The sequence below is a fragment of the Sciscionella marina DSM 45152 genome, from assembly GCF_000379465.1.
Taxonomy (GTDB): domain Bacteria; phylum Actinomycetota; class Actinomycetes; order Mycobacteriales; family Pseudonocardiaceae; genus Sciscionella; species Sciscionella marina.
Map to the genome: position 1 here is coordinate 450,074 of NZ_KB905392.1, position 12,787 is coordinate 462,860.

Annotated in this window: 16 protein-coding genes; 3 read left to right on the forward strand and 13 right to left on the reverse strand. The window is 69.7% G+C overall.

Annotated elements, in window-relative coordinates; translation table 11 throughout:
- Positions 1-26 precede the first annotated feature (26 nt).
- From trpB to A37U_RS0119130, 4 genes are all read right to left on the reverse strand, one after another.
- The gene (trpB, locus tag A37U_RS0119115) at positions 27-1,271 is read right to left on the reverse strand and encodes a tryptophan synthase subunit beta (RefSeq protein ID WP_020498276.1); all 1,245 of its coding nucleotides are present in this window, start codon (positions 1,269-1,271) and stop codon (positions 27-29) included.
- Positions 1,250-2,059, reverse strand: a complete 810-nt coding sequence (trpC, locus tag A37U_RS0119120; protein WP_020498277.1) for an indole-3-glycerol phosphate synthase TrpC — start codon at positions 2,057-2,059, stop codon at positions 1,250-1,252. Before trpC ends, trpB begins: the two co-directional genes overlap by 22 nt.
- Before the next feature lie 299 nt (positions 2,060-2,358).
- Positions 2,359-2,880 carry a Trp biosynthesis-associated membrane protein gene (locus tag A37U_RS0119125; RefSeq protein WP_020498278.1) on the reverse strand — a complete coding sequence of 174 codons (522 nt, stop codon included), beginning with the start codon at positions 2,878-2,880 and terminating at the stop codon, positions 2,359-2,361.
- A complete protein-coding gene (locus A37U_RS0119130; protein WP_020498279.1) occupies positions 2,873-4,390 on the reverse strand; it encodes an anthranilate synthase component I in 1,518 nt (505 codons plus the stop codon). Before A37U_RS0119130 ends, A37U_RS0119125 begins: the two co-directional genes overlap by 8 nt.
- A 60-nt stretch (positions 4,391-4,450) precedes the next feature.
- Here A37U_RS0119130 and A37U_RS0119135 point away from each other — a divergent pair, with 60 nt between their 5' ends.
- On the forward strand, positions 4,451-5,044 hold the full coding sequence (locus A37U_RS0119135; RefSeq protein WP_040588172.1) for a TetR/AcrR family transcriptional regulator: 594 nt from the start codon (positions 4,451-4,453) through the stop codon (positions 5,042-5,044).
- A gap of 85 nt (positions 5,045-5,129) precedes the next feature.
- Here the strand turns inward: A37U_RS0119135 and hisI are convergent, their stop codons facing one another.
- The 5 genes from hisI to A37U_RS0119160 are packed head-to-tail and all read right to left on the reverse strand — an operon-like array spanning position 5,130 to position 8,222.
- On the reverse strand, positions 5,130-5,468 hold the full coding sequence (gene hisI / locus A37U_RS0119140; protein WP_020498281.1) for a phosphoribosyl-AMP cyclohydrolase: 339 nt from the start codon (positions 5,466-5,468) through the stop codon (positions 5,130-5,132).
- Positions 5,465-5,848, reverse strand: a complete 384-nt coding sequence (locus tag A37U_RS0119145) for a hypothetical protein (RefSeq protein ID WP_020498282.1) — start codon at positions 5,846-5,848, stop codon at positions 5,465-5,467. The genes hisI and A37U_RS0119145 overlap by 4 nt, the downstream gene beginning before the upstream one ends.
- Entirely contained in the window at positions 5,845-6,597 is a 753-nt protein-coding gene (gene hisF / locus A37U_RS0119150) for an imidazole glycerol phosphate synthase subunit HisF (RefSeq protein ID WP_020498283.1), read from the reverse strand. The genes A37U_RS0119145 and hisF overlap by 4 nt, the downstream gene beginning before the upstream one ends.
- A 9-nt stretch (positions 6,598-6,606) precedes the next feature.
- Complete coding sequence (gene priA / locus A37U_RS0119155) at positions 6,607-7,338, reverse strand: bifunctional 1-(5-phosphoribosyl)-5-((5-phosphoribosylamino)methylideneamino)imidazole-4-carboxamide isomerase/phosphoribosylanthranilate isomerase PriA (protein ID WP_020498284.1); 732 nt, start codon at positions 7,336-7,338, stop codon at positions 6,607-6,609.
- Positions 7,335-8,222 (reverse strand): LysR family transcriptional regulator, encoded by an 888-nt coding sequence (locus tag A37U_RS0119160; protein ID WP_020498285.1) that lies wholly within the window; start codon positions 8,220-8,222, stop codon positions 7,335-7,337. The genes priA and A37U_RS0119160 overlap by 4 nt, the downstream gene beginning before the upstream one ends.
- 75 nt (positions 8,223-8,297) lie before the next feature.
- Between A37U_RS0119160 and A37U_RS0119165 the strand changes: the two genes are divergently transcribed.
- Positions 8,298-9,539: an MFS transporter gene (locus A37U_RS0119165; RefSeq protein ID WP_020498286.1), complete on the forward strand. Its 1,242-nt coding sequence runs from the start codon at positions 8,298-8,300 to the stop codon at positions 9,537-9,539.
- Here the strand turns inward: A37U_RS0119165 and hisH are convergent.
- The 3 genes from hisH to A37U_RS0119180 are packed head-to-tail and all read right to left on the reverse strand — an operon-like array spanning position 9,529 to position 11,802.
- A complete protein-coding gene (hisH, locus tag A37U_RS0119170; RefSeq protein WP_020498287.1) occupies positions 9,529-10,149 on the reverse strand; it encodes an imidazole glycerol phosphate synthase subunit HisH in 621 nt (206 codons plus the stop codon). The two genes, A37U_RS0119165 and hisH, sit on opposite strands and share 11 nt — an antisense overlap.
- Positions 10,150-10,158: 9 nt before the next feature.
- Positions 10,159-11,103: a transketolase family protein gene (locus tag A37U_RS0119175; RefSeq protein WP_051111668.1), complete on the reverse strand. Its 945-nt coding sequence runs from the start codon at positions 11,101-11,103 to the stop codon at positions 10,159-10,161.
- 3 nt (positions 11,104-11,106) lie between these two features.
- On the reverse strand, positions 11,107-11,802 hold the full coding sequence (locus A37U_RS0119180; RefSeq protein WP_020498289.1) for a thiamine pyrophosphate-dependent enzyme: 696 nt from the start codon (positions 11,800-11,802) through the stop codon (positions 11,107-11,109).
- Between the two features lie 72 nt (positions 11,803-11,874).
- Here A37U_RS0119180 and soxR point away from each other — a divergent pair, with 72 nt between their 5' ends.
- Complete coding sequence (gene soxR / locus A37U_RS0119185; RefSeq protein ID WP_020498290.1) at positions 11,875-12,318, forward strand: redox-sensitive transcriptional activator SoxR; 444 nt, start codon at positions 11,875-11,877, stop codon at positions 12,316-12,318.
- 7 nt (positions 12,319-12,325) lie between these two features.
- On the opposite strand, the gene A37U_RS0119190 is transcribed toward soxR, so the two are convergent.
- Positions 12,326-12,787, reverse strand: a complete 462-nt coding sequence (locus A37U_RS0119190) for a hypothetical protein (protein ID WP_020498291.1) — start codon at positions 12,785-12,787, stop codon at positions 12,326-12,328.

Sequence of the window (12,787 nt, forward strand, 5' to 3'; positions counted from 1 at the left end):
TGTCATTGATTCGCTCGCAAGCTCGCTCATTCGTCAACCAATCCGAAGTACCGCGCCGCGGTCTCCATGTCCTTGTCCCCGCGCCCGGACAGGTTCACCAGCAGCAGCCCGTCCGGACCGATTTCCGGGCCCAGTTCGATCGCACCGGCGAGCGCGTGTGCAGACTCGATCGCGGGGATGATGCCTTCGGTGCGGCACAACAGTTTCAGCGCCTGCATGGCCTGATCGTCGGTGACCGCGCGGTATTCGGCGCGGCCGGTGTCCTTGAGGCGGGAATGCTCGGGCCCGACACCGGGGTAGTCCAGGCCCGCCGAGATGGAGTACGCCTCCTTGGTCTGTCCGTCCTCGTCCTGGAGCAGATAGGACAGCGCACCGTGCAGCATCCCGGGGCTGCCCTCGGTGAGCGAGGCACCGTGTTCCCCGGACTCGATGCCGTGCCCGCCCGGTTCACAGCCGACCAGGCGCACATCCGGATCGTCGATGAAGCCGTGGAAGATCCCGATCGCGTTGGAACCACCGCCGACGCAGGCGAGCACCGCGCTGGGCAACCGCCCCGTCTGCTCGAGCACCTGGGACCGCGCCTCCTCGCCGATCACCCGGTGGAAGTTGCGCACCAGCACCGGGAAGGGATGCGCACCCGCGGCCGTACCGAGCAGATAGTGCGAGTCCTCGACATTGGTCACCCAGTCCCGCAGCGCCTCGTTGATCGCGTCCTTGAGGGTGCGCGAACCGGTGGTCACCGGAACGACCTCGGCGCCGAGCAGTCGCATCCGGGCCACGTTGAGCGCCTGGCGTTCGGTGTCCACCTCGCCCATGTAGACGACACAGTCCAGATCGAGCAAGGCGCACGCGGTCGCGGTGGCCACCCCGTGCTGACCCGCTCCGGTCTCGGCGATCACCCGCTTCTTGCCCATGCGCTTGGTGAGCAGCGCTTGGCCGAGCACGTTGTTGATCTTGTGCGAGCCGGTGTGGTTGAGATCCTCGCGTTTAAGGAACACCCGGGTGCCGCAGAGTTCCCCGAACCGCTTCGCCTCGGTCAGCAACGAGGGGCGGCCCGCGTACTCCCGGAGCAGCCGGGCGAACTCGCCGGTGAACGCCGGATCGAGCCGGGCCTTGTCGTACTCGGCCGAGAGCTCGTCCAGCGCCCCGATCAGCGCCTCGGGCATGAACCGGCCGCCGTACTCGCCGAAGTGCCCGCGCGCGTCCGGGTCGTGCGGGGTCGCCTCGTGTGCGTGCGTGACCACCGGGCTCACCTGCTCGGCCGCGGGCACGCCGGGTGCGATCCCGCGGTGACCAGCTTGTTCACCGCGGCCTTCGGGTCACCGGAAGCGACCAGCCCTTCGCCGACGAGCACCGCGTCCGCTCCGGATCCCGCATAGGCCATCAGGTCACCCGGCCCGCGCACGCCGGACTCGGCGATCTTGAGCACGTCCGGCGGAAGACCGGGGGCGAGCTTGCCGAACACGTCCCGGTCCACCTCGAGGGTGTGCAGGTTGCGGGCGTTGATCCCGATGACGGTGGCGCCCGCCTCGAGTGCCCGATCGGCCTCCTCGGCGTTGTGCACCTCCACGAGCGCGGTCATACCGAGCGATTCCACCCGGTCCAGCAGCGCGGAGAGCACATTCTGGTCGAGTGCCGCCACGATCAGCAGCACCAGGTCGGCACCGTGCAGCCTGGCCTCGTGCACCTGGTAGGGGGTGACGATGAAGTCCTTGCGCAGCAAGGGAATCCGCACCCGTTCCCGGACAGCGTCGAAGTCGGCGAGCGATCCGCCGAACCTCCGCTGCTCGGTGAGCACACTGATCACACGGGCCCCCGCGTCCGCGTAGCCCGCGGCCAGCGAGGCCGGATCGGCGATGCTCGCGAGTTCGCCCTTGGACGGGCTGCGCCGCTTGACCTCGGCGATCACGCTGACGTCCGCCTGGCGCAGCGCGGCGACCCCGTCCTGGGCGTCGGGCACCTGCGCGGCCTGCTTCTTCAGTTCCTCAAACGGGAGCACCGCCTCGCGCTCGGCGAGATCGGCGCGCACGCCCTCGATGATGGAGTCCAGAACACTCATCGCACTCGCTCCTCGGCGGAGCTCGACGCTTCGCGCCCACGCTGTATCAAAGATTCACTCGCAAGCTCGCTCATCGCACTCGCTCCCCGACAGAGCACGACGCTTCGCGCCCACGCTGTATCGATGATTCGCTCGCCGGTCCGCTCATGAGGCCTCCCACGCGGAGACGTGGTTTCGTCAGCTTCGCGAGTGACCCCGATCTCGGTGTCCGTGTCGGACAGGTGAGTTTCGTCACGGATTCGTTCCCCTTCCCGCTGCACTGATGCTAACTCCCGCTCCCTTGGCCCATCCGGTTCGGGTCACTTCGTCGTCGGATCCTCCCCTTCGGAGAGCGCGTCCCACATCCGCTGATCCGGGGCTTTCGCCCGTTGTCTGCCCGCACCCCGGGTGTATCTGGCGCCCATCGCGGGCAGTACCCGTGCCGCGGAGAGCAACGCAGCGGCGGCCCCGAGCTCGGCGAGGGCCGCCAGCCCCACCAGGCTCCTGGCCAGCACATCCCGGTCACTCGGGGCGGTACTGCCCGGCCCCGGTGCGAAGGGGGCGGCCCCGGCGATCCCGCGATAGGCCAGATAGCAACCGCCCAGCAGCACGAGAACCCCGATGATCCGTTTCACCGGCGCACCACCCGCGAACTGGGCGGCGAACGCGGCCAGCGCGAGCAGGGCCAGTGGCACCAGCTCGGGCACCGCCTCCGAACCGCGCACCGGTGCCCTGCCCGCCGACCAGCCGAGCCGCGAGGAACCCCACAGCAGCGCGGCGGCCAGCAGCAGGCACAGCAGCAGTACCCACAGGGCGGAGCGGCCGGGGCGGCGATCAGTCACGGCCGGTCACCTCGGGTGCTGCCATCGTCTCGGCGGCGGCAATCGCGGCGAGGACCGCGCCCGCCTTGTTGAGCGTCTCCTGGTCCTCGGCGTACGGATCCGAGTCCGCGACGATCCCCCCACCCGCCTGCACGTAGGCGACGCCCTCGCGCATCACCGTGGTGCGGATGGCGATCGCGGTGTCCGCGTTGCCCGCGAAATCCAGATAGCCGACCACACCGCCGTACAGCGCGCGCCGGGTCGGTTCGTATTCCTCGATCAGTGCCATGGCACGCGGTTTCGGCGCCCCGGAAAGCGTGCCAGCCGGGAAACAGGCCACGACGGCGTCATGCGCGCCGCAGTCCGCACGCAGCTCACCGGTCACCGTGGAGACGATGTGCATCACGTGGCTGTAGCGCTCCACCCGGAACAGCTCCACCACGTGCACGCTGCCCGGCTCGCACACCTTGCCGAGGTCGTTACGCCCCAGGTCGACGAGCATCAGGTGCTCGGCGCGCTCCTTCTCGTCGGCGAGCAGATCCTTCTCCAGCGCAGCGTCCTCCTCCGGATCGGCCGCGCGCCACCGGGTGCCGGCGATCGGGTGCATGGTCGCCCTGCCGTCGGTGACCGTCACCAGCGCCTCGGGGCTGGACCCGACGATGTCGAAGCCCTCCAGGCGCAGCAGGTACATGTACGGGCTCGGGTTGGTGGTGCGCAGTACCCGGTACACGTCGACCGGGTCCGCTTCGGTGCGCACCTCGAACCGCTGGGAGACCACGATCTGGAAGGCTTCTCCCGCCTTGATCGCCTCCTTGGCCGCGTCGATCGCCGCGTGGTGCTGCTCCTGCGTGCGCTTGCGGGTGAACTCCGGCTTCGGGCGCTCGAACAGGGCCGCGGTGGCCGGGGCGGGCGCGAGCAGGGTCGCGGTCATCTCGTCGAGCCTGCGTACCGCGTCGGCGTAGGCCTCGTCCACCCGCTCGGAGCTGTTGTCCCAGTTCACCGCGTTCGCGATCAGCGTGACGGTTCCGGTGTGGTGGTCCACCGCGGCGAGATCGGTGGCGAACAGCATGGTCATCTCGGGCAGCTCGAGGTCGTCCTCGGCCAGCTCGGGGAGCCGTTCCATCCAGCGGACCGCGTCGTAGCCGATGTAGCCGACCATGCCACCGGTGAGCGGGGGCATCCCGGGCAGCGGTTCGGTGCGCAGGGCCTCGACCGTCTCGCGCAGGGTGGCGAGCGGATCATCCCCGTGCGGCAGGTCCACCGGCGGCTCACCGCGCCACACCGCCTTGCCGTCGACGACGGTGAGTGCCGCGGGGCTGCGCACCCCGACGAACGACCAGCGCGACCAGGATTTGCCGTTCTCCGCGGACTCGAAGAGAAAGGTCCCCGGCCGGTCCCCGGCGAGTTTGCGGTACACCGAAAGCGGCGTCTCCGCGTCGGCGAGCAACCGCCGCGCGACCGGGATCACCCGGCGATCGGCGGCAAGCTCGCGGAACTCTGTGAGGGACAGACTCACCCGTGTCGTGGACATGGGAACCATTCTGCCGGTCGGTCCGACAGTTCCCCGCGCGGGCTGTTTACTCTCATGACCATGCCAGGGCGAAGGAGAGGCCGCAGGCCGGCGAGCGAGGACACCAGGACGGTGCTGATCGAGGCCGCACGCGCGGTGTTCACCGAGCAGGGCTATGCGGGTGCCACGGTCCGCCAGATCGCCGCACGCGCGGACATGGATCCCTCGATGATCAACCACTGGTTCGGCGGGAAGGACGCGCTGTTCACCGAGGCGGTGCTGCAGCTGCCGTTCCGCCCGGTGGACATCGCCGCGAACGTGCTCGACGGACCGGTCGACGAGCTCGGCGAACGGTTCGTGCGCACCGTGCTCCGCGTCTGGGACTCCGCGGGAGGCGGGCAGATGACCGCCGTGCTGCGCAGTTTCGCCACCAGCAACGAGGCGGTCCAGGCTTTTCGCGAGCAGATGCTCGACAAGGTGTTCCTGCCACTCGCCGAGCGGCTGCAGGTCGAGGACGCGGCGTTCCGGGCGACCCTGTGTGCCTCGCAGATGGCCGGGCTCGCCCTGGCCCGCTACGCTCTCGTCCTCGAACCCCTTGCCTCCGCGGACCCGGAGACGGTGGTCACGGCCGTCGCGCCGAACCTGCAGCGCTACCTGACCGGGGACCTCGGCTAGGCAGGTTCCGCAAAGCGGCGTAGCTGCCGTGACCACCCCAGCCACTGGCACCCACGCCGCCAAGCAGACCGTTCCACGACAACCGTCAGGAATCCGGGTCGGCGAGCAGGACCTCGGTGTCGAAGCACGACGTGGTCCCGTTGTGGCAGGCCGGGCCGGTCTGTTCGACGCGCAGCAGCAGCGCGTCCCCATCGCAGTCCAGGCGCACCTCGCGCACGTACTGGGTGTGTCCCGAGGTCTCCCCCTTGACCCACAGTTTCCCCCTGCTGCGGGAGAAATAGGTGGCCCGCCGGGTACGCAGGGTCTGTTCGAGCGCCGCATCGTCCATCCAGGCCACCATGAGCACCACTCCCGTGCGATAGTCCTGGGTCACGGCGCACACGAGCCCGTCCACGGTGCGCGCGAGCCGCTCCGGGATGGTCATCGCCGGTGCACCTGCCCTTGTCCGGCCGCGAGCAGCACACCGGCCGCGATCGAGGCGAGCACCAGCAGCACGGACAGCATGCGGAACCACCACTGTCCCTCGCCGAACGCGATCACCAGATGCAGCAGTCCGGTCAGGAACAGCAGGGCACCGGCGAGGATTCGCGCGTACGGCCGGGAAAGCAGCACTGCACCCGCGGCCCCGAGCTGGGCGAGCGCGAGCAGCAGGGGAAGCACGAGCGCTTCGACTCCGCCCCCGGTCGCGGCGCGGCCGACGCTGATCAGCACGAGCGCGAGCGCGCACCCCGCGATGGTCCACGCACCGGCACGCAGCCGGGGCGAGGCGGCTTTCGCTTGTGCGACAAGAACATTCTGATTCACCGGACGACGACCCCCGCGGCACGCATGGTGTCCTTGACCTCCGGGATGCGCAGTTCGCCGAAGTGGAACACGCTCGCGGCCAGTACCGCGTCCGCACCTGCCTCGATCGCGGGCGGGAAGTGTTCGAGCCGGCCCGCTCCTCCGCTGGCGATCACCGGTACCCGGACCGCCGCCCGGACCGCGCGCAGCAGTTCCAGATCGAAGCCCTGTTTGGTGCCGTCCGCGTCCATCGAGTTCAGCAGGATCTCGCCGACCCCGAGCTCTTCGCCGCGCACCGCCCACTCGATCGCGTCGATCCCGGTGCCGCGCCGTCCGCCGTGCGTGGTGACCTCGAACCCGGTCCCGGACCGGCGCGCGTCCACCGAGAGCACGATGCACTGTGCGCCGAACCGTTGCGAGCATTCGGCGAGCAGTTCGGGGCGCTCGATCGCGGCGGTGTTGATGCCGACCTTGTCCGCACCCGCGCGCAGCAGTCTGTCCACATCGGACGGTTCGCGCACACCGCCGCCGACGGTCAGCGGGATGAAGACCTGTTCGGCAGTGCGGCCTACCACGTCGTAGGTGGTCTCCCGGTTGCCCGAGGAGGCGGTCACGTCCAGGAAAGTGAGCTCATCGGCCCCGGCGCGGTCATAGGCGCGGGCGAGCTCGACCGGGTCCCCGGCATCGCGCAGATCGGTGAAGTTGACCCCTTTGACCACCCTGCCCGCGTCCACGTCGAGGCACGGGATCACGCGCGCGGCAACAGTCATGGGGCCAGGTTACGCGACCGCGGCGAGTGCCTCGGGCAGGGTGAACGCGCCCGCGTACAGCGCTTTGCCGATGATCGAGCCCTCCACGCCGTCCCGGCGCAACCTGGCCAGGGCGCGCAGATCGTCGACCTCGGCCACGCCGCCGGAGGCGATCACCGCGGCGTCGGTACGCGCGCACACCTCCTGCAGCAGGCCGATGTTCGGTCCCTGCAGGGTGCCATCCTTGCTCACATCGGTGACCACGTAGCGCGCGCAGCCGTCCGCGTCGAGCCGCTGCAGGGTCTCCCAGAGGTCGCCGCCGTCCCGGGTCCAGCCGCGCGCGGCGAGCCGATATTCCCCCTCCACGATGCGCACGTCGAGCCCGACCGCGACCCGCTCGCCGTATTCGGCGATCGCCTTCGCACACCAGGCCGGGTCCTCGAGGGCCGCGGTGCCGATGTTCACCCGTGCGCAGCCGGTGGCCAGCGCGGCGCGCAGGGATTCGTCGTCCCGGATGCCACCGGAAAGCTCCACCTGAACATCGAGTTTTCCGACCACCTCGGCCAGCAGCGCGGCGTTCTGCCCCCTGCCGAAGGCCGCGTCGAGGTCGACGAGGTGCACCCATTCCGCGCCGTCGGCCTGCCACTGCATGGCGGCATCGAGCGGGGCGCCGTACTTGGTCTCGCTGCCCGCCTCCCCTTGGACGAGCCGTACCGCCTGGCCGTCGGCCACATCCACCGCGGGTAACAACACGAAGCTCACGGTTTTACCTTAAACGCGGTCTCCTCGACCAATTCGAGCAGGGCGGCAGCAGCGGGCGAGGGTTCCCGGCCCGCCGCGGTGATGAGCGCGGACTCCCGTGGGATCTCCGGATCGGTGGCCACCGCGGTGACCCGGTCCGCGGCGTTGCGCACCGCGTAGGCGGGCAGGAGCGCGACTCCCATGCCGTGCCCGACCAGGTCGACCAGATCGCCGATCTGATCCACCTCACAGCACATCCTGCGGTCCAGGCCGACCGCGGCGCAGGCGGCGTCCACCCTGGTGCGCAGCGCGGAGTCGGCGCGGAACTCGACGAATTCCCGCTCGGCGAGTTCGGTCAGCGCCACCCGGTCCCGTGCGGCGAGCGGATCCGCGGCCGGGACGGCGAGCACGATCGGTTCCGCGCCACTGGCCCGCGCGCGTACCCGCTCGCTGCCGAAGGGGCGGTCCACGAGTGCGAGATCGAGCTGGCCGTCCGCGACCGAACGCACGAGCCCGCCCACGCTGTCGTGCATGATCCGCAGGCCGACCGCCGGATAGCGCCGGTGGTACTCGGCGAGGACCGCGAGCACATCGAAGAAACCGAACGACTGGATCATCCCGATGGTCAGCGTGCCGCGCAGCAGACCCCGCACCGCGGCGACGGCCGCACGCGCCTCCTCGCGGGCGGCGAGCGCCCTGCGCGCCGCCGGCACCAGCGCCCGCCCCTCTTCGGTCAACCCGACCTTCCTGCTGTCCCTGGCGAACAGTGTGACGCCGAGTTCGCGTTCGAGGGCGCGGATCGAGCTGGAGAGACTGGACTGCACGACGTGCACCCGGCGCGCGGCCCGGGTGAAGTGCCGCTCCTCGGCGACGGCGAGGAACTGCTCCAGCTGGCGAAGCTCCATCAATCGATTCTAGCGATTGTTTTCATGGGCACAATCCGTTGGACCGATCGGCCCAAGATCGCGCATGCTGGATGCGTGACGAGCCAGGACCAGACAACCGACACCGATCAGGGCAGCAACGCAGGTCCGCGCCGGATGCGGGCCCCGATCGCGTTCGGCTTCGTGGCCTACGCCTTCGGGGTCACCATGGTCGGCACCACCCTGCCCACCCCGCTCTACCCGCTCTATCAGCACCAGTTCGCCTTCAGCAGCCTGCTCACCACGGTGATCTACGCGGTTTACGCGCTCGGCGTGCTCGCCGCGCTGCTGTTGTTCGGCCAGGCCTCCGATGCGCTCGGCAGGCGCCGGGTGCTGTTCGCCGCGCTCGCCGCCTCCGCGCTCGCCGAGCTGGTCTTCGTCACCGACGCCGGGCTCACCGTGCTGTTCATCGGCCGGATCGTGTCCGGCTTGTCGGCCGGACTGATCACCGGAACCGCGACCGCCATGCTCGTGGAGCTCGCGCCAAACCACAAACACACACGGGCGACGCTGTTCGCCACCGCGGTGAACATGCTCGGGCTCGGTTTCGGCCCCCTACTCGCCGGGGTGCTCGCCGAGTACGCGCCCGCCCCGCTGCGACTGCCCTTCCTCGCCCACCTCGTGCTGCTCGTCCCCGCGGTGATCGGGGTGTGGCTGGCCCCGGAGACGGTTCGGTCGCCGCCGGGCGCCCGGCCGCGACCTGGCCGGATCGGTGTTCCGGAACAGGCGAGGGCGGTGTTCGTGCCCGCGGCGATCGCCGTGTTCGCCGCGTTCTCGGTGTTCGGCCTGCTCACCGCGATCGAGCCGGGATTCCTGTCCACCGTGCTGCACCAGCCGGACCGGCTGCTCGCGGGTTCGGTCGTGTTCTCCATGTTCATCGGATCCACACTCGGCCAGCTCGCCGCGGCGCAGCTGCCCGAACGGCTCGCGCTGCCCATCGGCTGCGTCGTGCTGATCCTCGCGCTTGCCGGGATCGCGGCATCGCTGCTGACCGCCTCACTGACCCTGCTCGTACTGGGCACCATCGTGGTCGGGATCGGCCAGGGCATCTGTTTCCGGTCCGGGATGGCCGCGGTGACCGCGCACAGTCCCGCGCACCGCCGCGCCGAGACCGTCTCCAGCTACTTCGTGGTCGCCTATCTGGGTATCTCGGTGCCCGTGGTGCTCGTCGGCGTGGTATCCGCGCTCACCGATCTGCGCACGGCCGGAATCGCGTTCACCATCGCGGTCGCGGTGCTGGCCCTGTTCGCGTGGGTGACCGTGCTGCGCCTGCAGCGGCGGCGGGCGCTCAGCTCCTGATCGACTTCAGCCAGTTCCCCAGCAAGGTCGCCCCCGCATCCCCGGATTTCTCCGGGTGGAACTGGGTCGCGGACAACGGACCGTCCTCGACCGCGGCGAGGAACGGTTCCCCGTGCACGCTCCTGGTCAGCAGCGCATCGGCTGATCCGGTCCACTCGCAGGCGGCGAAGGAGTGCACGAAATAGAACCGGGTCCGCGCGTCCAGCCCGGCGAACAGCACCGAGTCCGCGGCGGGGTCCACGGTGTTCCAGCCCATGTGCGGGATGACATCCGCCTCGAGTGCCCGCACCGTGCCCGGCCACCGCCCGCAGCCCCGCGCCTGGACCCCGTGCTCGATACCGCGTTCGAAGAGCACCTGCATGCCGACGCAGATCCCGAGTACCGGCCGCTCCCGGTCCAGCCGCGCGGCGATGATCCGCTGGCCGTCCGCCGCGTCGATTCCCGCCATGCACGCGGCGAAGGCCCCGACCCCGGGCACCACGAGCCCCGCCGCCTCGATGGCGACCCTGGGGTCCGCGGTGAGCTCGACCTGCGCCCCGACCCGTTCCAGGGCGCGTTGCGCCGAACGGAGATTGCCCGAGCCGTAGTCCAGGATGGCGATCGTGTCCACGCCTTAAGGCTAGCCTGCCCGCAGCACCGGTCCGTCCGGTGCGCCCGCATGGAAGAACCGGCGCGCCCGCGCGGCGATCGAGGCCGCATCGAGCCCGTGCGCCCGCTCGTGGTCCGCGGGTTCGCCGTAGCCGCGCAGTTCATGCCCGCGATCCACGCCGAGCGCGGCGATCCGGTGCGGGATGTCCACCAGTGCCTCGGCGACCGCGTGCGTGGATGTCCCGCGCAGATACGGTTCCACGAGCAGCACATCGGTGTTCGCGGTGAACACCGCCGAGCGCAGGGTGCGCACATCCAGCGGGCGCACGGTCGGGGTGTAGAGCACGGTCACGTCGAGCTGTTCGGTCGCGGCGAGCGCGTTGTCCGCGAGCGCGCCGACCACGAGCACCACGCCTTCCCTGCCGCGCTTGAGCACGGTCATCGCGCCGTCGGTGGCATAGGGCCGCGCATTGCTCTGCTCGGACAGGCGCAGATATACCGCGTCATCCCTGGCCGCGTCGGCGCGCAGCAGGGCGGCCGCCTCCGCCGGATGCCCGGGCACCTGGATCGTCCAGCCGGGAAGACTGTCCATCAGCGCCACATCCCCGGGGCTCATATGGGTCCGCCCACCGAACGAGATGTCGTAGGAGCCCCCGGAACCGACCAGGATTCCGCCCACATCCTGGTGCGCGAAGTCAAGCTTGACCTGTTCGAAAGGGCGCTCGACCAGGAACGCCGAGAAGGTGTGCGCGATCGGGCGCATCCCGGAGAGCGCCAGCCCGCCCGCCACGCTGACCAATAGCTGCTCCCGGATACCGACGTTGATCACCCGGTCCGGATGGCGCGCGGCCGCCTCGGTGAGCCGGTCCGCGCTGATCTCGGCGAGTACCACGGCAAGCCGCGGATCCTCGTCGAGCAGTTCGGTCACCGTCGTGGTGAAGGTGTCGCGCATTCCGAGGGTCGTCGCTGTCGTCATCGTTCAGGCACCTTTCTTCTCGACCGAGGCGACCACGACGAGCGGCCGTCCGGGGTGGGGTTCGGTGAAGGCCACGCGCAGGGCATCGTGATCCCGGCCGTCGACCGTGCGTCCGGTCCAGCCCTCGAGGGTGAACCGGCGCTCGATTCCGCCCGGCCAGCCATAGGTCGAGGAGGAGTTGTCCACCACGACCACGGTGAGCTGTTCCAGGCCGAGCCGTCCGGCATACTCGATCGCCTCGTTGTTGCTGCCCTCATCGAGTTCGGCGTCCCCGACCAGCACCACGGCCCGCGGTCCGGTGCGTCCCGTGGCACGCCAGCCGAGTACCAGGCCGAGCCCGATCGGCAGCCCGTGGCCGAGTGAGCCGCTGCTGATCTCCGCGCCGGGCACCAGGGTGCGGTCCGGGTGACCGCCGAGCCGGGACTCGAAGGTGCCCCAGCCATCCAGATCCCCGGCCGGCAGCAGGCCCTTCGCCGCGAGCACCGCGTAGAAGGCCATCGGGCCGTGCCCCTTGGAAAGCAGGAACCGGTCCCGGCCGGGATCGTCCAGATTGTGCGGGCCGATATCGAGCACCGAGTCGTACAGCACCCAGATCACGTCCACTGTGGACTCCGCGGCCGCGTTGTGTTTCTCGTCGCCCGCCAGGCGCCGCATCAGCGCGGGCAGGTCGGTGTAGGTGAGCTCCGCTGTCGTCGTCATGAGCCCATCGTGAAACCTCGACTTATCTGGAGGTCAAGGAGTAATCTTCCTTGTGTGACAAAACTTCCCGAGATGCTCACGATCGGCCAGGTCGCCGCGCGCAGTGGAATAGCGCATACCGCACTGCGGTTCTACGAGGATCGGGAGCTCATCTTCGCCACGCGGACGACCGGGAACCAGCGACGCTATCGGCGCAGTGTGCTGCGCAGGCTGGCGTTCATCAAAGCGGCGCAGCGGGTCGGGGTCAGCCTCGAGGACATCAAGACCGCGATGGACTCACTGCCCGCCGACCGCGCGCCGACCCGGAAAGACTGGGCACGACTCTCCTCCACCTGGCATGCCGAACTGGAGACCCGGATCGACGCGCTCACCCGGCTGCGCGACCGGCTCACCAGTTGCATCGGCTGCGGCTGTCTTTCGCTGCGCACCTGCACCCTGCAGAACCCGGACGACGAGCAGGCCGAACACGGCCCGGGCGCCCCGCGTCTCATGCCCCTCGCGGAAGGCGGGGAATAGCGCGGATTCAGCTACCCGGAGTCGATCCGCTCAGTCCCGAATCCACGATGCACCACTTGTCGTCCGCGTACTTCGCGCGGATCTCGCCGTTCTTGTCGTCACTGACCTTGTTGCCGAGGATGCTGCCCTGCGCGGTGGTCTTCACCGGGGCCTTGGCGAAGTCACCGTCCTCCTCGACCGGGCCGGACTGGGTCATCTGGTATTCGACGTTGAGGAATTTGTCCCGCAGTTCCTGCACGGTGTCCCGGGAGTCGGTGCCCGAACACCGCAGCTTGTTCACCTCGTCGAAGTTCCCTGCGTTCACGGCCTTGATCGACTGTCCGATCACGGTGTCCGCCCCGGACCCACCACCGAGGGTGAACACGAGGATGAGCACGACGGCGACGAGAACGACGAAACCGCCGAGGAGAACAGCAAGGCGCTTGCCTTTCGTCTTCCCCGGCGGTGTCGACGGAAGCGGGTAGGTCAC

Coding starts and splice junctions, on each gene's coding strand:
- trpC (WP_020498277.1), bottom strand. CDS start 2,059: ATGAGTGTTCTGGACTCCATCATCGAGGGCGTGCGCGCCGATCTCGCC.
- A37U_RS0119130 (WP_020498279.1), bottom strand. CDS start 4,390: ATGTCCACGACACGGGTGAGTCTGTCCCTCACAGAGTTCCGCGAGCTT.
- A37U_RS0119135 (WP_040588172.1), top strand. CDS start 4,451: ATGCCAGGGCGAAGGAGAGGCCGCAGGCCGGCGAGCGAGGACACCAGG.
- hisI (WP_020498281.1), bottom strand. CDS start 5,468: ATGACCATCCCGGAGCGGCTCGCGCGCACCGTGGACGGGCTCGTGTGC.
- hisF (WP_020498283.1), bottom strand. CDS start 6,597: ATGACTGTTGCCGCGCGCGTGATCCCGTGCCTCGACGTGGACGCGGGC.
- A37U_RS0119160 (WP_020498285.1), bottom strand. CDS start 8,222: ATGGAGCTTCGCCAGCTGGAGCAGTTCCTCGCCGTCGCCGAGGAGCGG.
- A37U_RS0119175 (WP_051111668.1), bottom strand. CDS start 11,103: ATGACGACAGCGACGACCCTCGGAATGCGCGACACCTTCACCACGACG.
- A37U_RS0119180 (WP_020498289.1), bottom strand. CDS start 11,802: ATGACGACGACAGCGGAGCTCACCTACACCGACCTGCCCGCGCTGATG.
- soxR (WP_020498290.1), top strand. CDS start 11,875: ATGCTCACGATCGGCCAGGTCGCCGCGCGCAGTGGAATAGCGCATACC.